Origin of the sequence: Samsonia erythrinae, from assembly GCF_004342665.1 — a bacterium.
GTDB classification, from domain to species: Bacteria; Pseudomonadota; Gammaproteobacteria; order Enterobacterales; family Enterobacteriaceae; genus Samsonia; species Samsonia erythrinae.
Genome location: NZ_SMBY01000001.1, coordinates 950,280 through 969,074 on the forward strand (window position 1 = coordinate 950,280; position 18,795 = coordinate 969,074).

Consider the following 18,795-nt stretch of genomic DNA (forward strand, 5'->3'; position numbering starts at 1 on the left):
TGCGGAGCTGTCGCGAGAAAGAACCAGTCAGTGTTACTGACTGGTTCTTTCTTTGTCTGTGCAAGGTCGTCGTGTCGGTGATGTCGCTGGATAGTGTGCCGCCATTGCCGGGATCTGGCGTTTTTTACCGTACCATCATTCGGGTGATGGACACTCAGGCTCGCGGCTCTTTGCTGCTATTCAGCGCCAGTGATACCGCCAGCGTTTGCGCCAGACACAGTGACGCCACCTGCGAGCGGAAGCCATCCACCTGCGCCTCACGCACGACAAAACAGACGTCGCTAAAAGCGGCGAGCGGGCTTACCTGACTGTCGGTAATCGCAATCTGTTGCGCTTTGCGCTGGGCGCCCAGTTCAACAAGTTCAACCACTTCACGGGAATAGGGCGAGAAGCTCACCGCGACCACCACATCTTTTGGTCCCACCAGACTTAATTGCTCGGTAAACATGCCGCCGAGGCCGTCGATTAAAAAGGCCCGACGGTCAAGGTGGCGTAAGGCATAGGTCAGGTAGGACGCCACGCTGAAGGAACGGCGCAGGCCGATGACATAGATGTTTTCTGCCTCCGACAGCAGCGTCACCGCCCGTTCCAGATCGTTAGCGGAGGTCTGCATCGCTAATTGTTGCAGCGCCTGACTGTTGACCATGGTGAACATGTTCAGGATCTCCGCTGGCGTCTCAGGCGCTGCCGCATCTGCGCTGGCGGTCTGACGGAACAGACGCGCGCGTTCGGTGTAGTTGGCGGTCTCCTCCATCAGATGCTGTCTGAACATCTGTTTCATTTCATTGAAGCCGCTAAAGCCAAAAGCGTTAGCAAAGCGAATGAGCGTGGAGGGAGGAACATCAGCCTGCCGGGCGATAGAGGCAACGGTGTCAAATGCCACGCTATTGCTGTTGTCCAGAATATAGCGCGCTACCTGTTTCAGACGTTTGCTTAATGTATCGAAGCGGCGGCGAATTTCGTCCTGAAGGATGGTGAGTTGGGTCGGGTTATTAGCCATAACTATGCTCTGAGAGAGGAAAATATAATCTTGTTACCAGTGTACCAAATGAATTGAATTTTTCATTTGTTACGCTGAAATACGCGATTCATTTCACGGAGAAACAGAAAGCGTCCGCTCCTGCGAGCGGACGAAACGGGGGCGTCAGGCACGGCGCGCTTCTCGCCAGTAGCCGATTAAGGTCAGATAATTGTGTTTCACTTCATTCACCAGCGCGTCATCGCTGAGTTCTTGCCGCATCCAGCGGCGTGAGGGGCCGCCGAAGATAGTGCGCCCCACGGCAAACCCCTTAACCATCGGATGCGCGGCGGCTTCGGCAAAACCGGCTCGCAGACGTTCTGGCGGCGCATCGAGACCGAGAAGCAGGATCCCGCGGCTCCATGGATCTTCGCGTTCGATCAGCGCCGAGATACTGTGCCAGCTACTGCCGGAAAGCGGCGGGAGCTTCCACCAGTCCGGCTTGATGCCGAGCTGATAGATGTGCGTCAGCAACTGTAAGTAATGGCGCTCGTCTTTATCCGGACCATTTTCCGGGAGGATCACTTCCAACAGCAGTTCATGACCGGATTTGTTACAGGCCTGCCAGACTTCCAGCAGTAGCGCATCCTGTTCGGCGCGTAGGGCAGCGGGATCGTCCGGGTGATAAAAAACCAGACATTTCACCACGTGCTCCAGCGGCCAGTCGATGAGCTGTGAACCAATGTTGCCGTGTTCGAGACGCAGAGGGCGCGAGCCCGGCAGTTCAATCGGGCGGCCAATCCACCATCCCTTACCGGTAATCGCGTTCAGGGTATGCTGACCATAGGTGCTGTCGGCGAGTATACCGCTGCGCCCTTCGAGGCCCGCTTCTTTAGCCGCCGCTTCGGCAGCGGCCAGCAGCAGGCGTTTGAGCGGCGGGATGCAGGCTTCGTCGCGCCCCGTTTCTCTGGCCAGATCGGCCAGTTGCTTACGGTGGTCAAAGGCGAAAATACACAGCTCCGGCCACTGCTGACGGCGGCTGGTGACGCGGTGCAGGTGATTCAGCGCCTCGTCAAGATCCGGACGCGGCACCTGCTGCGCGCGCGACAGATAGTCATCAAGCTCGGCTTTGGTTGGCATCGCCGGTGCGCAGCCGTGGCGTGAAACCACCAGTGCGCCACAGGCGTTGGCGTAACGGCAGGCCTGTTCCCAACCCTCGTCATTCAGCCAGCCGCGCAGTAACCCGGACATAAAAGCATCGCCCGCGCCCAGCACGTTCAGGACTTCAACCCGCACGCCTTGATGAAGACGGACGTTGTCCCAGCTAGTGGGTATCGCGTCTTCCAGAACCACGCAGCCCAGCGGTCCGCGCTTGCAGACCAGCGTCGCTTTAGTGGCATTGCGCACGTTTTTCAGCGCGGTGAGGGTATCGGTACTGCCCCCGGCAATATGAAACTCCTCTTCGGTTCCGACCACCACGTCGAACAGGTGTAGCACCTCCTGCAACTGGCGGGTGACCTGATCGGATGCAATGAAACGTGTTTCGCCGTCGCCCAACGATGTCAGACCCCATAGCACCGGGCGATAATCAATATCCAGCGCGGTGCGCAAACCGTGACGACGCGCGTATTCCAGCGCTTTCAGTACGGCGTCGCGGGTATTGATGTGCGACAGGTGCGTGCCGGTGACGGCCAGCGCCCGGGAAGAGGCGATGTACTCTTCATGAATATCCTCCGGCGTCAACGCCATATCGGCGCAATTATCACGGTAAAAAATCAGCGGAAAGGTGTCCTGATCTTTAATCCCCAGCATAACCAACGCCGTCAGTCGCTCTTTATCGGTGATGAGATAGTCGGTATTAACGCCGGCACGGTTTAACGTTTCCCGCAGGAAGCGACCGTTATGTTCGTCGCCCACGCGGGCCAGCATTGCTGACTTTAATCCCTGAATCGCGGTGCCGAACGCGACGTTACCGGAGGAGCCGCCCAGATATTTAGAAAAACTGGCGACGTCTTCCAGCCTCGCGCCGATCTGCTGGGCATAGAGATCGACGGCCACCCGGCCAATACAGATGACGTCGAGCCGCTTCACTGCTGCATTCATAGCTAGGATTTCCTTTTTTACATATCTGCTGAGCGGGGAGGGCCTCTCCGTACACAGCCTGAAGGTTAACAATCATTTATAGTTTGAGAAATAAAAATTTCATTTGCAAATTAGATTGAAATTTACACTTCAAAAGTGTGAAGGATCTACCACTCTGCCGCGTGAGAAGGGCGTTCGAACGGCATCGCGCTCTCTGTAGGCAATGGGGATTTCTGGTTCGGCGGTTCCCATCTTCCTCAATGATTTTCAAAGGAAAAGGCCTGATAGTTTTGTCCGGAACACAAGGGGGATGAAAGTGAAACGGATGAAACGCGGATCGCGCCTGACGCTGCTGTAGAAATGAAAAAACGGCGCTGCATCATGGCGTATTTTCTGACACACCCGTTTATTTTCCCGATTTCCAGCGTGTTGTTTGCCTCGAAACTGCGTGCAGGATCATGTTTCTATCACAAATTGACAACAAAATATGATCTATTACTCAAAACTAATTTTCCATATATGACCGATATGAAATTTTTGATCTAATTTGAGCCTGTGTAAAACAACGTCAATGAGGCCGATGCCTCTGCTGTCAGACACGCGCTTATCTTCCTATAAGGCAGGTTACTGGAGTCTCCTATGACAAAAGAACAATATCTCACACCTAACAAGGCGTCAGGGCCGAATAGCGATGTCCCGACGACGCCTTTCGTTAAAGTGATTGCCATGATCGCAACGTTGGGCGGTCTGCTTTTTGGTTACGACACCGGTGTTATTTCTGGCGCATTGCTATTTATGGGCAAAGAACTGCATCTTACGCCGTTTACCACCGGGCTGGTCACCAGTTCATTGCTGTTCGGCGCGGCTTTTGGCGCGTTGCTCTCTGGCCATCTGGCTGATGCGGCAGGCAGAAAGAAAATCATCCTCGGCCTTGCGGTGATCTTCGCTGTCGGCGCTATCGGCACCGCGCTGGCGCCTGACGTGACCTGGATGGTTTTCTTTCGTCTGGTACTGGGCGTCGCGGTAGGTGGCGCGGCGGCGACGGTGCCGGTGTATATTGCTGAAATCGCGCCAGCGAACAGACGCGGCCAACTGGTGACCTTACAGGAACTGATGATCGTTACCGGTCAACTGCTGGCCTACATTTCTAATGCCACGTTTCATGAGCTCTGGGGCGGGGATCACTCCTGGCGCTGGATGCTGGCTGTGGCGACATTTCCTGCCGTACTGTTGTGGTTCGGCATGATGTTTATGCCTGATACGCCGCGTTGGTATGCGATGAAGGGGCGTCTGGCAGAGGCGCGTCGGGTGTTGGATCGTACCCGTCGACCAGAAGACGTTGACTGGGAACTGATGGAGATCAGCGAAACGCTGGAAGAGCAGCGCAGTCTGGGTAAGCCGAGGTTACGCGAGGTGATGACTCCGTGGCTGTTTAAGCTCTTTATGATCGGCATCGGGATTGCGGTTATTCAGCAAATGACCGGTGTCAATACCATTATGTACTATGCGCCGACGGTGCTGACCTCGGTGGGGATGACGGATAACGCGGCATTGTTTGCGACCATTGCCAACGGCGTGGTATCGGTGCTGATGACCTTCGTCGGCATCTGGATGTTGGGTAAAATCGGTCGCCGGACGATGACCATGATTGGTCAATTCGGTTGTACCGCCTGTCTGGTCTTTATCGGTGCGGTGAGTTTTCTGCTGCCGGAAACGGTAAACGGCCAGCCGGATGCGCTGCGTGCCTATATGGTGCTGGTCGGGATGCTGTTGTTCCTTAGTTTCCAGCAGGGGGCATTATCACCGGTGACCTGGCTTCTGCTGTCGGAGATCTTCCCGACTCGCATGCGCGGTATCTTTATGGGCGCCGCCGTCTTTTCGATGTGGATCGCCAACTTCCTGATTTCGCTATTCTTCCCCGTGTTATTGGTATGGATAGGCCTGTCCGGCACGTTCTTTATTTTCGCCGGGATCGGCGTCTTTGGCGCGATCTTTGTCATCAAATGCGTGCCGGAGACCCGCAACCGTAGTCTGGAGCAGATTGAACACTACTTGCGCGAAACGCTGAGTTCTCACGACGGGGGAAAAGGAAAGATTAGCGACTGGTCTTCTTCTCAGGTGAAGAAGGTGTAAAGGGCGTCGCTTCACCCGTTTTGTTCGCCGCGGCAGGCATTGCCGTAACGCCGACGCGGCGAACCATCTCCAGGTGTGACCTCTTTGGCATTCGGGCTGTGGCATAGCGCACGAAACTTGATGGGTTGATAGCCTGTTTTCAAAATTATCGGCTAAATTTATCCCATACGATGTCACGGGAGGCCGTAATGACCGAGAAAAAAAGTAATACTCACCCCAAGGATGAAAACGAACATCCGGCGAAGGACGCCCCGAGGGATCGCGGAGAGATTCCCCGTAAGCGCGATGACAGCAAGGATGACGTTGAGGATCCTTTCGATATCGAAGAATAGACCTGTACGCTGGCTTGACGGGGAGTGAAGAGCACACTGCTTCGCGGATGTCCTCCGCACGGGCGGAACGTGATGATTGAACGGGTTGGCGACAAACTGGCGGCCAACCCGTTGAAGAATGCTAGTGTGCGGCAGTCGAATTGATGACCTGTGGATCCGGGATGAAGTGGTCGTCATCACCCACCACGGGAATATAAACTCTGACCCATTTATCGCCCTTAACCATCTCCCAACTGTGACCTTCGCTCTTGGTATCGTCGGCAATCAAAATCGTTCCGGGAGACAGCAGGAAGGTCGAGCCATCGCTGACCCGGAATTTCAAGGTGCCTTGCAACGTAATGACATATTGCTTACGCGGCGCTGGGTGGGTATTCATCTCCCATGCTTCGGTCGAGTTGCTTAGCCAAAATTTTTGGGCGGTTATTTTTTCCAGTGCGGGAACGCTGCCGACGACGAAGGCAGCGTGATGGTCTGCGGTGTTGATGAGCTTGATAGCCGGTATCCGGGTGGCGGGCTCGACGTGAGACGAAGAGGGGACCGCGGAGCAGGCCGTGAATGAAACGAACAATCCGGCAAATGCCAGAAGAAAACGCGGTATTTTTCTCATTTACTGTATCCCACCTTATTTGTACCCGATAGACAGGCAACCTGTGTCTGTCAACGGTTGGCGCATTGGTTATTCAACGGCGAGATAGTACTGCCGGCATCAATCCTTCGCCAGATGGTTAAAACGATTGCAGCGATGGGCGCTCCTCTGTGGTTTGTACTGTCTGTCTTTTCTCTGCCATCCCTTCCGGTTCCGCAGTAGGATGAATCTTTGAAACATAAACCGAGACATCAAGGGAGAATGTATGCAGATATCAGCCCATCGTTTGACCGTGACGGCCCAGCGCCTATTGCAGCAGGCTGGCTGTGAAGAAAACGAAGCCTGCACGGTGACTGAGCACCTTGTGGCGGCCAACCTGAAAGGCCACGACAGCCACGGCGTCGGAATGTTGCCGCATTACGTGGAATTCATCCAAAAAGGTATCATGCACCCAAATACGCCGGCCCGTCTGTTGCGTGACGGCGGCGCGGTATTACAGTTCACCGGCGATCGCGGCTTTGGGCAGCGCACGGGGAAAGAGGCGATGCAGGCGGCGATTGAACGGGTGAAAACGACGGGCGTGTGTCTGATGACGTTATCGTCTACCTGCCATCTGGGCCGTATCGGCACGTATGGGGAAATGGCGGCGGCAGCCGGGCTCGTGTCTATCCATTTCGTCAACGTCAACGATCTTGACCCGATCGTGGCCCCCTGGTGCGGAAGTGAGGCGCGCTTTGGGACGAATCCTCTCTGTATTGCCTTTCCTCCAACGGATCGTCACGGGGCGTTTATCCTCGATTTTGCCACCAGCATCGTGGCATTGGGGAAAACTCGCGTCGCCTATCTGGCAGGAAAAACGTTTGATGAAGACGTCATGCTGGATTGTCACGGCGTTTCCACCAATGACCCGAAAGTCATGTGGGAAGGGGAGCGGCACGGCGCGCTGAAACCGATAGCGAAACATAAAGGCGGCGGATTGATTTTAGCGGCCGAAATGCTGGCGGGGTTGTTGTCGGGGGGCGGGACAATCCAGCCGGAGAACACACGTCAGGGTGCGATAGTGAATAACATGACGACGATAGTTATCGATCCGGCCGCCATGGTTTCCATGGCATGGCTGCAACAAGAATATGATGCGATGTTGGCGTACGTGCGTTCTTCCGCCGTCCCCGATCCAACGCACCCTATTTTGATTGCCGGCGAACCGGAAAGAATGACGCAGGCGCAACGCAGCGCGGAAGGCATTTATCTCTCCGATCAGGAATGGCAGAAAATTGTGGCGGCAGGCGTATCGCTGGGGATGGAACCGACCGAATTTGTATAAATAGGCTATTGTTAAATAAGGAAAGTTAACCGGGAGCAAACCTGATGCGGAAAGGGGGGATATTGGCGGTGGTCATGGGCGTGCTGATTGCTCTGTCTCCCTGGGTTCAACGTCAGCTTCCACCCGGTTACGATCCGTTTTCCCCCTTGTCGGTTGATGATCCTCCCACGTTTATTACCCGGCTGAAAATGAAGCATGCGGCTAACCATCCCGCCACCTGCCTGACGGTGTTAAAGCAGGCTCAGGCAAGCGGACGCTTACGCTTCAACGAGGTCGATGACATCAGCGGGCAGTGCCCGCTGCTTGCTTCTGTGCGGGTGCAAGGTTTTGGTTCGGTCACGCTCAGTTCCAGCTTCCTTGCCAGTTGTCCGCTGGCATTGAGCAGCACGATGTTTGTGACGCAGGTCGCCGTGCCGCAGGCGGCATCTCTGGGCATTGCGCTGACGCGTATCGATCATTGGGGAAGCTATGCCTGTCGCAATATCTACCATCGGACAGAAGGTCGCCTGAGTGAACATGCGACGGCGGATGCGTGGGATATCGCAGCTTTTCAGCTGTCAGATGGGCGACAGGTTAGCGTGCTGAATCACTGGTCGGCGACAGACGATCGGGGGCGCTATTTGCGCGCCACATTCCAAGAGAGCTGTCGTTTTTTCGGCAATGCATTGGGGCCAGAGTATAACGCCGCCCATGCCAATCACTTTCACTTTGGGATGCGCGGCTTTGGCGTGTGTCGGTGAGCAGCAGGCGGCGGCGTTAAAAATCAGCGTACTCCTGAGCGGGGATCCAGAAACCGTCAATAAATTCTTCGATAGGGAAACACCCCGCGTGACGCAGGCGTTGTTCATCCATCGCGTGTAGACACTGCCCTTCGGTATTGTAGGCGCCGACAACCAAATCATCGCAGCCATGCCCGAGATAACAAACAAATATCACTAACGCAAACATGTCGCTCTCCAGACATTACAGAGATTTTCCTCCGTCTATCAGGATAATTGTAGATGAAAATCAGGGGTAAAGGGGATAGAGGCCGTGCATCAGGTGGTTTTATCGCCACCTGATGCATAAATCACATTTATGGTTCGGGCGAACGCAGGAAAGGAGACGCTCCGTCCCGAACCCGATCGCGCGGCAGGCTGTTTTTTATCCGGTTGCCGAGACGTTTTGCCAGACCAACGGGGGTGTTATGGTAGGTCAAAACCACGTCATTTGCGTCAGGGAGATCTTCCGGGTAGCTGTCTTTGCCCTGAAACCATTCCTGCGCCGTTTGATCGTTCAGGGCATAGGCGTTATCGGCATTCGGATCCGCCAGCGCGATAACCGCTTCGTGTTGCCAGCGAAACCCCTTGGAAAAGCGTTCGGCAAGTTTCAGGCCAATTCGCGAGAATTTAATCTTGCCGAATGCATCGGCGAGTGCCGTAGGAAAGAGCCATATCTCGCTATCACGCTGCCATAACTGGCGCTGCGCGCTGTCCCAGTGAATGCCGAGTCTGTTCGCCGCCTGTGTGATTAGCGCGCCATCTTTGGCGGCAACCGGAGAGAAGGGGAATTTGCCGACTTTATAATGGGGGGGCGGTAGCGGGGGAACGCTGGCCGTTTTACGCAGGCGGGCGACGAAAAAGCCTTCGCTGTCATAAATTTGCGGGAAAACGTGCAGGAAGCCTTCTTCCGTTGTGGCCAGTTCGGCGCCGGCGAAAAGATCGCGTAGCGACTCGACTTCACACGCATCGGGAAACTGCGACTGTAACCAGCGGCACACCTGCTGGTTTTCCTGACTGTTTAGCGTACAGGTGGAGTAAATCATCACGCCGCCGGGTTTCAGGGCATGGAAGGCGCTCAGGATCAGGTCGCGCTGCGTGGCGGCAATCTCGTCAATGCTCGCCGGCGACCAGTGGCTCATCGCCGCCGGATCTTTTCGCACCACGCCTTCACCCGAACAGGGGGCATCCAGTAGTATCGCGTCAAAATAGTCCGGCAGCGCGGCGCCGAATACCCGCCCGTCAAAGTGAGTCATCGCGGTATTGCTGACGCCGCAGCGGCTGATGTTGGCATGCAGCACTTTGACCCGGCTGGCTGAATATTCGTTGGCGACGATAGCCCCTTCATTATTCACGCGTGCCGCGATCTGCGTCGTTTTGGAGCCCGGCGCGGCCGCGACGTCAAGGATCCTGTCTGGCGCATTATGATGATGGAACAAGGCGCTGACGGGCAGCATGGAGCTGGCTTCCTGAATGTAAAACAACCCGCTCAGGTGCGCTAACGTATTGCCTGGTCGCGTGCCTTCTTCTTCCGCATTCAGCAGCCAGAAACCCTCTGCGCACCAGGGGATCGGCTCAAGCTGCCAGCCATAAGGCTGCACGAGCTGAAGAAAATCTTCGACGCTGATTTTTAACGTATTGACGCGGAGACTGCGGCGCAGCGGACGCTGGCAGGCGGCGATAAAATCGTCCATGGACAGCGATGACGGCATGATGTCGCGCATCGCATCGAGAAATTCGGCAGGCAGGTTGGCTGGGGTAAATTTTGCCACGGTGTGGTTCCGTATCGTTATTCGGTAAAACGCGGCGAAGTGTAGCACGGATCTTTCGCGCATCGGGTAAAAACGAGAGGGCGGCGATTGCCGCCCTGAGTGCTAATGATTTGGGATGGCCGTTCCCCACTGTCGCCACTCTTTGGGTTCTTCGTTCCTCAACAGGAAATGTTTTCCTTCCTGAGCTGTCGGTGCGAGTGGCGTGCTGGGCGGCGTGGCGAAAGCGATACCGCCGCGGATGAACTGCTGAAAGGTGCCGCTTTTCACCACGCCGCCCGTCAGACCGAATTCCAAATTGTAGCCGGAGGCTAGCCAGAAGACGGAATTGTCGCGCACCAGATGTTGATAGCGTTTGCTGATACGCAGCGCCACGGCGACGCGATCGGAAAGCACGCCCAGCGACAGCCCGGTGACGGTGCCCACTTCAATACCGCGGAACAGCACCGGCGTACCCACCTGCAATGCGCCTGCTTCCGGCGCATCCACGCTGATGTTCAGCCCGTCCTGATAGCGAGAATCCGAAATGGTGGCCTGTTGCAGTTCAAAACTGCGCGTCACGCGGCCATTGCCCGGTTCGACGTTGATATAAGGCTGGAACAGGGTTTCCAGATGGTTGACGCCGGCGGCGGAAATCTCCGGGGTGACGACCGAAAAGCGCGTTCCAGACCGAGCGAAATTACGCACGTATTCCGGGTAGAGCACGGCCTGCACCAGCACTTCGCTACGCTGTTCGGACAGCTTCAGCGAATCCAACTGGCCGATATCGATACCCAGATAGCGGATCGGCATCCCCGGCGCGAGTTTACTGGCGTCAAAGGTGCGCAGAATAATGCGACTGCCCACCGCCCGCGCCGCCGTTTCGTTGTTGTACAGAACGCGTTTGCCGCCTTTAATTTCGGGCGCGCCTTCCAGATTGTCAAAACTGATTGCCCCCTTCAGCGCCCGATTGAGCGGGGATGCCTGCACGGTCAGGCCGGAGGTATTCAACTGCACGCGCGCGCCGCCTTCGGCCCAGAACACGCTGTTTTCCGTCAGCAGCTTGCGGTGTTCCGGGCGGATATAGACATCGACTTCAAAGGTCTCCGCTTTGGGCCGTACCCGCATGATTTCGCCCACCTGGAATTTTCGGTATAGCACGATGGAACCGTCCTGAATATCCGGCAGGCTATCGGTAACCAGCGTCAGCGTGGGCGAGGGGGTGGAGCCGCGAATGCCTTCTTCTGCTTTTTCGCTATCGCTGAACAGCGGGTAGCGTGGCTGAATGTCGCCTTTGCTGCCCGGCAATACCTGAATACCGCCGTTGAGCCACTCCTGCGCGCTGGCGCCCTGTACCTGAATGCCGTCCAACCCCATCTTGACATTCACACGGCTGTTAACGATGAATTTGCTGTCGCGGTGTAACAGCTGACGATACTGAGGATCGATCACCACCACAAAGCTGACGCCCTGTTCGTCCAGCGTCCGCTTCACCACCTGACCGATTTGCACCCCATGCAGTCGCACAGGCTGACCGCGGTCGATGCCATAGCTTTGTGCGGCGGTAAGCTGGAGGGAAACGGCGCCGGGCTGGGCGAGCTGTTGCTGGGCGCTGTCCAACACCTCAAAATGTTGTCGCGGTTCGCCGTCTCCGGGGATGAGCGTGAGCGTGGGGCCGCTCAGCAGGCGTGAAACGTTCAGGTCGCTGAGGGAAAGCTGCGGCTTGCTGAGTTCGATACGCGTGCCTTCCCGCATCAGCGACACGACGGAGGGATCGATGATTAATGTCCCGCCGATCTTGCCATCCGCCGGGTTTAACGTGATGTTATTCAGCGTGCCGACTTCCAACCCCTGATACATCAGCGGCGTGCGCCCGGCGGAGAGGTTGTCGCCGGAGGGTAAATCCAGCGTGATTTGCACACCGCGCTGACTCTGGGCCAGGTCGGGATAGAGGCGGTAGGACTGTTCGGCGCCGGCGTCATCGCTCTCTTGCGGCGAATCGAACGCAATCGCGCCGTTGACCAGCGCCGCCAGACTCTCCATTTCGACCTTCGCGCCGCCGGCGCTGATGTCGGCACTCAAGCCGGACACATTCCAGAAGCGGCTGTCTTTTTTCACCAAATGCGTGAAGCGACGTTCAATCAACACATCAATCATGACGCCGTGGCGATCGTGAGAGACGGTATAGTCGTAGACTTTCCCCACCGGAATTTTACGGTAGTAAACCAGTGAGCCGGTATTGAGTGAACCGAGATCGTCCGCATGCAGATGAATCAATAATTCGCCGGTGTTGACACGGTATTTCGGCTGCGTATCCAGCGCGGAAAAGTGTTCCTGCGGATCGCCTGAGCCGGGCATCATGCCGATGTAGTTGCCGCCCACCAGCGCATCCAGCCCTGAAACCCCGGCAAGCGACGCCTTTGGGGTGACCAGCCAGAACTGCGTGCCGCTGCGCAACGCGTCTTTCATATCGCTTTTGATGCTGGCTTCAACCTGTATTGTTCGCAGATCGTCGCTGAGGGTGATGTTTTGTACCGTACCGACTTCCACCCCCTGATAGCGCACCGGCGTGCGGCCGGCGACAATGCCGTCAGCAGAGACGAAATCAATCGTGACCGTCGCGCCGCGCTCCTGCTGATTGGTATAAACCAGCCACCCGGCAATCAGCAGCGCAATGAGCGGCAGTAGCCAAAATGGAGACAGGCGACGCTTGTTCTTCACGGTCGCTTTGGTCGGTGACCCGGACAGATTATCTTGCATTGTTATCCCACATCAGTCGGCTATCCAGCCATTCAACGGCAAGGATAGTGAGAATGACCGCTGCGCCAAAGTAGAAGGCAGCAGGCCCCATGGTAAAAGCGAGTAATTGGTCGCGATTGACCAGCGACATCGTCAGCGCAATCACAAATAAATCGAGCATAGACCAGCGACCAATCCAACGGGTGATGCGCAACATGCTCATGCGCAGCATCAGGCGATTTTCCGTCCTGATATGAATACTCACCAGTAGCCAGAACAGGATAATCACTTTCGTAAAAGGCACTAAAATACTGGCGATAAAAACCACTAACGCAACCGGAATATTGCCCGACGCGAGTGAAAGGATACCGGAAAATATCGTGTCTTCCGTGCGGACGCCGTTGACATAAATAATCGAGATGGGCAGCAGGTTGGCGGGGATCAATAAAATCACGGATGCAATCAATGCCGCCCAGGATTTTTGCAGGCTTTGCCGCTGTCGCAAGCGCAGAGGGAGGTGGCAGCGGGGACAGCGTCCCAGGTGGTCAGGCGCGCTGGTGAAATGACAGGCAAGGCAGACGCGATAGCGATTCGGCGTCATCAGCGGTTTCAGGCGCGGATAGAAACGTTGCCAGAGTTGGTCGGTATTCAAATGAATCAGCGTCAGCACGCTTAATGTCGTCAGCGCCAGATAGGCAACCAGTCCGATGCCTACCTGAACCTCCGCGAATTCGCGGACTTTGATCGCCGCGACCGCCATTCCGACCAGATAGATATCCAGCATCATCCACTCTTTCAGCCGGTGCAGAATCAGCAGAATCGGTCGTCGATTCATGCCGATACGCGGGGCAAAAAACAGGTACAGCAGAGAAAAAACCAGCGTCAGGGGCGCGCCAACGGTACAAAAGGCGACCATACTTGCCGTCACCGGGTGCCCCTGACGGGTGATTTGCCAAATGCCTTCAAACAGGCTGGCATGGATGGTAACGCCAAGCAGGCGAATACTGATCAGGGGTTCGGTGAAGGCAAAGGGCATCAGCACCAGCATCGCGGCGGCCATGGCTGCAAGGCGTGAAATCGGCCAGTCGCGGCCTGAACTGACTTTGGCGTCGCAGCGCGGGCAGTTTGCGGTCTGGTTTCGTTTCAGCGCCGGAAGCGCAAAAAAAGCATCGCATTCCGGACAACGGTGATAACGATCTGGCATCCGCAAGGGGGATGACGCGCGCTCTGCGAGCGGCGGTTGGGGCGCGTGAGACGGCGCAGGGCTGGCGATGTGGTGTATTTTCATTTTCCTGCGGCCTGATGATCGGTGGCGAGTCCCATTTCCGCGCTTGATAACGTATGCACAGCTATTCAGTGTAACCGAAGGTTAACTGAATGATAAATTCATAAAAGACTGCGCCCTGACCAATGTTATCCTGAAAGGGGGAATAGCACGATATGCGCGATAAGTGTCGGGTGACGTGAATGATTCTCCGCGCGAAGGCGCGCATCTTGTGGCATGCTGTCACCGATGCTGATGCAGTCAGTGTGTGATCATCAAAACTGTTTTGAAAAGACAACGATTATTTTATGAATAAACACGCGTTTTATCAGGATCTGATCCGCGATATGTCATCGCTCATCGCGGGAGAAGACCGTTTTATCACGATTTTGTCAAACAGTAGCGCGCTGCTGTTTGAACGTCTGGATGGCGTTAACTGGGCAGGGTTTTATCTGCGGGACGGCGAGACGCTTTTTCTGGGGCCGTTTCAGGGCAAAGTCGCCTGTGTCCGTATTCCGGTCGGTAAGGGCGTATGCGGCACGGCGGTGTCTGAAAACCGCATACAGCGCGTGGACGATGTCCATGCCTTCCCCGGCCACATTGCCTGTGATGCCGCAAGCAATGCTGAGATCGTACTGCCGCTTGTCGTCAACGGACAAACGATTGGCGTGCTGGATATTGACAGCACGCTTTATCAGCGCTTTGACGCAGACGACGAAGCAGGGCTGAAGGCCGTCGTGCGCGTACTTTGTGAGCAACTGGAAGCGAGCGATGTGATGACATTCATCAATTCTCTCACGTTGAGACAAGGTTAACGTGGCAATTGCCGATGGCGTCATTATAATGACGCCTGTTCATGCCCGCGCTGGTTGGCAAACCCGTTGTAATCAGGAAATTTCATGGAAAATCAACCTAAGTTGAACAGTAGTAAAGAAGTCATTGCCTTTTTGGCAGAGCGGTTCCCGCTTTGTTTCACCACTGAAGGTGAAACGCGTCCGTTAAAGATCGGTATTTTTCAAGATCTTGTTGAGCGCGTATCGGAGTCTGATAACGTCAGTAAAACGCAACTGCGCTCTGCGCTGCGTCTTTATACGTCAAGCTGGCGATATCTGTACGGCGTGAAATTAGGCGCTCAGCGTGTCGATCTGGATGGCAATCCGTGTGGCGAGCTGGAACAGCAGCATGTCGAACATGCCCGCAAACAGTTGGAAGAAGCGAAAGCGCGAGTTCAGGCCCAGCGTGCCGAACAGCAGGCGAAAAAACGTGAAGCTGCCGGAGAATCGGCGGAAACGGCACGTGCGCCTCGTCCGGCTCAGAAACGTGCGCCGCGCCGCGATGGCGCGAATAATACGCCGCGCAAGCCTGCTGCCAAGCCATCTGCGAATGTTCAGCCTCGTCAGACAAAACCTGCCGACAATACGCGTCAACGGGTAGCGGTTACGGATGTTTCCAAACTGCAAATCGGTCAGGAAATCAAAGTCAGAGCCGGCAAAGACGCCATGGATGCCACCGTGCTTGAAATTGCCAAAGGCGAAGTCAGAGTGCAGTTGGCTTCCGGGTTGGCGATGATTGTGCGCGCAGAACATTTGCAGTTCTGATACGGAGGCCAACCTGGGCATGAACAACTTAGTCAGAATCACCGCCGTTGCAGGCCTGCTGCTGGCGGGCTCAAGTTTTGCGAATGAAAATATTACGCGCGTTGAGCAAATTCCGCAGATGCATCAGGAACCGCAACATGCAACGGTCAGCGACAGGGTCGCTTCACGTTTCCTGCGTTCTCATTATCGCCAATTTATGCTCGACGCGTCATTTTCCGAGAAAATTTTTAACCGCTATCTCAACATGCTGGACTACAGTCACAATGTGCTGTTGGCCTCTGATGTCGCGCAGTTTTCCGGGCAGAAAGCCCGACTGGGCGACGCGCTGAAGTCCGGTCAGTTGGACGTGCCTTACGCGCTGTACAATCTGGCGCAGAAGCGGCGGTTTGAGCGTTTTCAATATGCGTTGTCGCGGTTGGATAAACCGGTGGATCTGACAGGCAGCGATACGTTCGAGCTCGATCGCAGTAAAGCCCCCTGGCCGCAGAACGTGGATGAACTCAACCGTCTGTGGGATGCCAAGGTGAAGTATGACTGGCTCAACCTGAAGCTGACCGGTAAAGATGATAAAGAGATTAAAGAGACGCTGACTAAGCGTTATCAGTTTGCCATTCGTCGTCTGGCGCAGAGCAACAGTGAAGATGTTTTTCAACTCGTCATGAATGCGTTTGCGCGTGAAATCGATCCGCACACCAGTTACCTGTCCCCCCGCAATACCGAACAGTTTAATACTGAAATGAGCCTGTCGCTTGAAGGGATTGGCGCGGTATTACAGGCGGATGACGACTACACCGTGATCAACTCCATGGTGCCCGGCGGTCCGGCGGCGAAAAGTAAGAACATTACCGTTGGCGATCGAGTGGTCGGCGTAGGACAAAGCGGTAAACCGATGGTCGATGTGATCGGCTGGCGTCTGGACGATGTGGTCGCGCTGATCAAAGGGCCGAAAGGCAGTAAGGTGCGGCTGGAAATTCTTCCTGCCGGTAAAGGGACAAAAACCCGTATCGTCACGCTGACGCGCGAACGTATTCGTCTTGAAGACCGCGCGGTGAAGATGTCCGTTAAGACGGTGGGTAAAGATAAAGTCGGCGTGCTGGATATCCCGGGGTTCTATGTCGGCCTGACGGATGACGTAAAAGTTCAGATCCAGAAACTGGAGAAACAGAACGTCAGCAGTATCGTCATCGACTTGCGTGCCAACGGCGGCGGTGCGCTGACGGAGGCGGTAGGGCTCTCTGGCCTGTTCATTCCTAGCGGCCCTGTGGTGCAGGTCCGCGATAACAATGGCAAGGTGCGTGAAGACAGCGATACCGACGGCATTGTGTATTACAAAGGCCCGCTGGTGGTGCTGGTCGATCGCTTCAGCGCTTCAGCCTCTGAAATTTTTGCCGCGGCGATGCAGGATTATGGTCGGGCGCTGATTGTCGGAGAACCGACCTTTGGTAAAGGTACGGTACAGCAATACCGTTCCCTGAATCGGATCTACGATCAGATGCTGCGGCCTGACTGGCCGGCGCTGGGTTCCGTGCAGTACACCATTCAGAAATTTTATCGTATTGATGGCGGCAGTACGCAGATGAAGGGCGTGACGCCTGACGTGATGATGCCAACCGGCACTGAAACGGTCGATACCGGTGAGAAATTTGAGGATAACGCGCTGCCCTGGGACAGTATTAAAGCGGCCAGGTATACGAAAAGCAGCGTTCTGAAGCCGTTGATTGGTGAGCTGAATGAGCGCCATCAGGTGCGTATCGCGCAGGATCCTGAGTTCCAGTATGTCGCACAGGACATTGCCCGCTATAACGCAATGAAGGACAAGCGCAACATTGTGTCACTCAATCTCGCCGAGCGCGAAAAAGAGAATGACGATGATGAAGCGATGCGACTGAAGCGGATTAACGACCGGTTGGCGAGAGAAGGTAAGAAACCACTCAAATCGCTGGACGATCTGCCAAAAGACTATCAGGCGCCCGATCCTTATCTGGATGAAACGGTAAAAATCGCCCGCGATCTGGCGAAGGAACAGAAAGAGTAATACGCTAACACCGTTCTGGTCATCTGAGATTATCAAGCGCCCTGTCTGGTTTATCCGACAGGGCGCTTTTCTCTATACGAAAAACGGCTTCCGATAAGGAAGCCGCCATGATTCAACGAAGGTGTATTACTAAGCGCGTGATTAACGACCGGCTTTTAGCTGCTGAAAATAGGTTTCGTACAGCGTGCTGGCGCTGCCGACGTCATTCTGCCATTCGCCTTTGGCGATGATATCCTCATCCGGGTACAGCGTTTTGTCGTTTGCCACTTCCGGCGGCAAGCGTTTTCTTGCGGTCAGATTCGGCGTCGGATAGCCGATGGTTTCGGCAACCTGCGCCGCCACTTCCGGGCGTAGCAGGAAATCAATCAGTTTCATCGCGCCGTCGACGTTTTTGGCGTTAGCCGGGATAGCCAGACTGTCCATCCAGAAGATGCCGCCTTCTTTCGGCCAGATGACCTCCAACGGCGTCCCCGCCTGACGCGCCACATAGGCGGAGCCGTTCCACACCATGCCCAGATTGACTTCCCCTTCCATGAACGGGTTGCCGGGGTTATCTGAGTTAAACGTCAGCACGTTCGGCATCAGCGTCTGTAGCGCGTGATAAGCGGCCTCAATCTCTTTGGGGTCGGTCGTGTTAGCCGAATACCCCAGCTTACGCAGGGCGATTTGGAACACTTCACGCGCGTCGTCCGTCAGCAGCAGGCTGTTTTTATACTTTTTATCCCACAGATCGGCCCAGCTTGTGACGCTGGCAGGATCGAGCGCCTCATTGTTGATGCCGATCGCCGTGGCGCCCCAGATATAGGGAATCGAATAGTCATTATTCGGGTCGAAAGATTTATGCAGCAGGTTCGGATCGAGATGATGAAAATTGCTGAGCTTGCTGGTATCGATTTTTTGCAGCATGCCTTCTTTGCTCATTTTGGCGATGAAATAGGTCGAAGGCACGACGAGGTCATACGCGCTGTCCTGATAAGTTTTCAGCTTGGCGTACATACTTTCATTGGATTCGTAGGTGGAGTAGATCACCTTGATGCCGGTTTCCTTGGTGAACTGTTCCAACAGGCCCGGCGGCACGTATTCGGTCCAATTATAGAAATAGAGCGTTTTGTTGTCGCTGGCATTGGCGGTACTGATGCCAAATGCTATCGCACAGGCTGCCAGCAGGCGTGGCCACTTTTTCATGATGTTTACCCCTTACAGTCCCAAAGGAAATACCGGTCTGATGCAGACAGGCA

Annotated in this window: 15 protein-coding genes; 7 read left to right on the forward strand and 8 right to left on the reverse strand. The window is 55.4% G+C overall.

Going from position 1 to position 18,795, the window contains the following annotated elements:
- Nucleotides 1-154: 154 nt before the first annotated feature.
- Nucleotides 155-1,000 (reverse strand): MurR/RpiR family transcriptional regulator, encoded by an 846-nt coding sequence (locus tag EDC54_RS04265; RefSeq protein WP_132453508.1) that lies wholly within the window; start codon nucleotides 998-1,000, stop codon nucleotides 155-157.
- A gap of 144 nt (nucleotides 1,001-1,144) precedes the next feature.
- The gene (locus EDC54_RS04270) at nucleotides 1,145-3,061 is read right to left on the reverse strand and encodes a bifunctional 5-dehydro-2-deoxygluconokinase/5-dehydro-2-deoxyphosphogluconate aldolase (protein WP_132453510.1); all 1,917 of its coding nucleotides are present in this window, start codon (nucleotides 3,059-3,061) and stop codon (nucleotides 1,145-1,147) included.
- Nucleotides 3,062-3,679: 618 nt separating this feature from the next.
- Here EDC54_RS04270 and EDC54_RS04275 point away from each other — a divergent pair.
- Both EDC54_RS04275 and EDC54_RS17860 read left to right on the forward strand, forming a co-directional pair.
- Nucleotides 3,680-5,173 (forward strand): sugar porter family MFS transporter, encoded by a 1,494-nt coding sequence (locus EDC54_RS04275; RefSeq protein WP_230514455.1) that lies wholly within the window; start codon nucleotides 3,680-3,682, stop codon nucleotides 5,171-5,173.
- Between the two features lie 188 nt (nucleotides 5,174-5,361).
- Complete coding sequence (locus tag EDC54_RS17860) at nucleotides 5,362-5,505, forward strand: hypothetical protein (protein ID WP_165904260.1); 144 nt, start codon at nucleotides 5,362-5,364, stop codon at nucleotides 5,503-5,505.
- 121 nt (nucleotides 5,506-5,626) lie between these two features.
- Here EDC54_RS17860 and EDC54_RS04280 read toward each other — a convergent pair whose 3' ends face one another.
- Nucleotides 5,627-6,112, reverse strand: coding sequence for a cupin domain-containing protein (locus EDC54_RS04280; RefSeq protein WP_132453512.1), 486 nt, complete (start codon nucleotides 6,110-6,112; stop codon nucleotides 5,627-5,629).
- A 244-nt stretch (nucleotides 6,113-6,356) separates the two neighbouring features.
- On the opposite strand from EDC54_RS04280, the gene EDC54_RS04285 reads away from it, so the two are divergent.
- Both EDC54_RS04285 and EDC54_RS04290 read left to right on the forward strand, forming a co-directional pair.
- Nucleotides 6,357-7,415 carry a malate/lactate/ureidoglycolate dehydrogenase gene (locus EDC54_RS04285; protein WP_132453514.1) on the forward strand — a complete coding sequence of 353 codons (1,059 nt, stop codon included), beginning with the start codon at nucleotides 6,357-6,359 and terminating at the stop codon, nucleotides 7,413-7,415.
- Nucleotides 7,416-7,459: 44 nt separating this feature from the next.
- Nucleotides 7,460-8,155, forward strand: a complete 696-nt coding sequence (locus EDC54_RS04290) for an extensin-like domain-containing protein (RefSeq protein WP_132453516.1) — start codon at nucleotides 7,460-7,462, stop codon at nucleotides 8,153-8,155.
- A 16-nt stretch (nucleotides 8,156-8,171) separates the two neighbouring features.
- On the opposite strand, the gene EDC54_RS04295 is transcribed toward EDC54_RS04290, so the two are convergent.
- From EDC54_RS04295 to yebS, 4 genes are all read right to left on the reverse strand, one after another.
- A complete protein-coding gene (locus EDC54_RS04295; protein ID WP_132453518.1) occupies nucleotides 8,172-8,363 on the reverse strand; it encodes a YdfD/YebW family protein in 192 nt (63 codons plus the stop codon).
- A 127-nt stretch (nucleotides 8,364-8,490) separates the two neighbouring features.
- Entirely contained in the window at nucleotides 8,491-9,945 is a 1,455-nt protein-coding gene (gene rsmF, locus EDC54_RS04300; RefSeq protein WP_132453520.1) for a 16S rRNA (cytosine(1407)-C(5))-methyltransferase RsmF, read from the reverse strand.
- Between the two features lie 102 nt (nucleotides 9,946-10,047).
- Nucleotides 10,048-12,681 carry a PqiB family protein gene (locus tag EDC54_RS04305; RefSeq protein ID WP_132453522.1) on the reverse strand — a complete coding sequence of 878 codons (2,634 nt, stop codon included), beginning with the start codon at nucleotides 12,679-12,681 and terminating at the stop codon, nucleotides 10,048-10,050.
- Nucleotides 12,671-13,948 carry a membrane integrity lipid transport subunit YebS gene (gene yebS, locus EDC54_RS04310; RefSeq protein WP_132453524.1) on the reverse strand — a complete coding sequence of 426 codons (1,278 nt, stop codon included), beginning with the start codon at nucleotides 13,946-13,948 and terminating at the stop codon, nucleotides 12,671-12,673. Before yebS ends, EDC54_RS04305 begins: the two co-directional genes overlap by 11 nt.
- 284 nt (nucleotides 13,949-14,232) lie before the next feature.
- Here yebS and EDC54_RS04315 point away from each other — a divergent pair, with 284 nt between their 5' ends.
- From EDC54_RS04315 to prc, 3 genes are all read left to right on the forward strand, one after another.
- On the forward strand, nucleotides 14,233-14,739 hold the full coding sequence (locus tag EDC54_RS04315; RefSeq protein WP_132453526.1) for a GAF domain-containing protein: 507 nt from the start codon (nucleotides 14,233-14,235) through the stop codon (nucleotides 14,737-14,739).
- Nucleotides 14,740-14,823: 84 nt separating this feature from the next.
- The gene (gene proQ, locus EDC54_RS04320) at nucleotides 14,824-15,522 is read left to right on the forward strand and encodes an RNA chaperone ProQ (RefSeq protein ID WP_132453528.1); all 699 of its coding nucleotides are present in this window, start codon (nucleotides 14,824-14,826) and stop codon (nucleotides 15,520-15,522) included.
- Between the two features lie 19 nt (nucleotides 15,523-15,541).
- Nucleotides 15,542-17,557, forward strand: a complete 2,016-nt coding sequence (prc, locus tag EDC54_RS04325; RefSeq protein WP_132453530.1) for a carboxy terminal-processing peptidase — start codon at nucleotides 15,542-15,544, stop codon at nucleotides 17,555-17,557.
- Nucleotides 17,558-17,698: 141 nt separating this feature from the next.
- On the opposite strand, the gene potD is transcribed toward prc, so the two are convergent.
- Nucleotides 17,699-18,742, reverse strand: coding sequence for a spermidine/putrescine ABC transporter substrate-binding protein PotD (gene potD / locus EDC54_RS04330; protein ID WP_132453532.1), 1,044 nt, complete (start codon nucleotides 18,740-18,742; stop codon nucleotides 17,699-17,701).
- Nucleotides 18,743-18,795 lie beyond the last annotated feature (53 nt).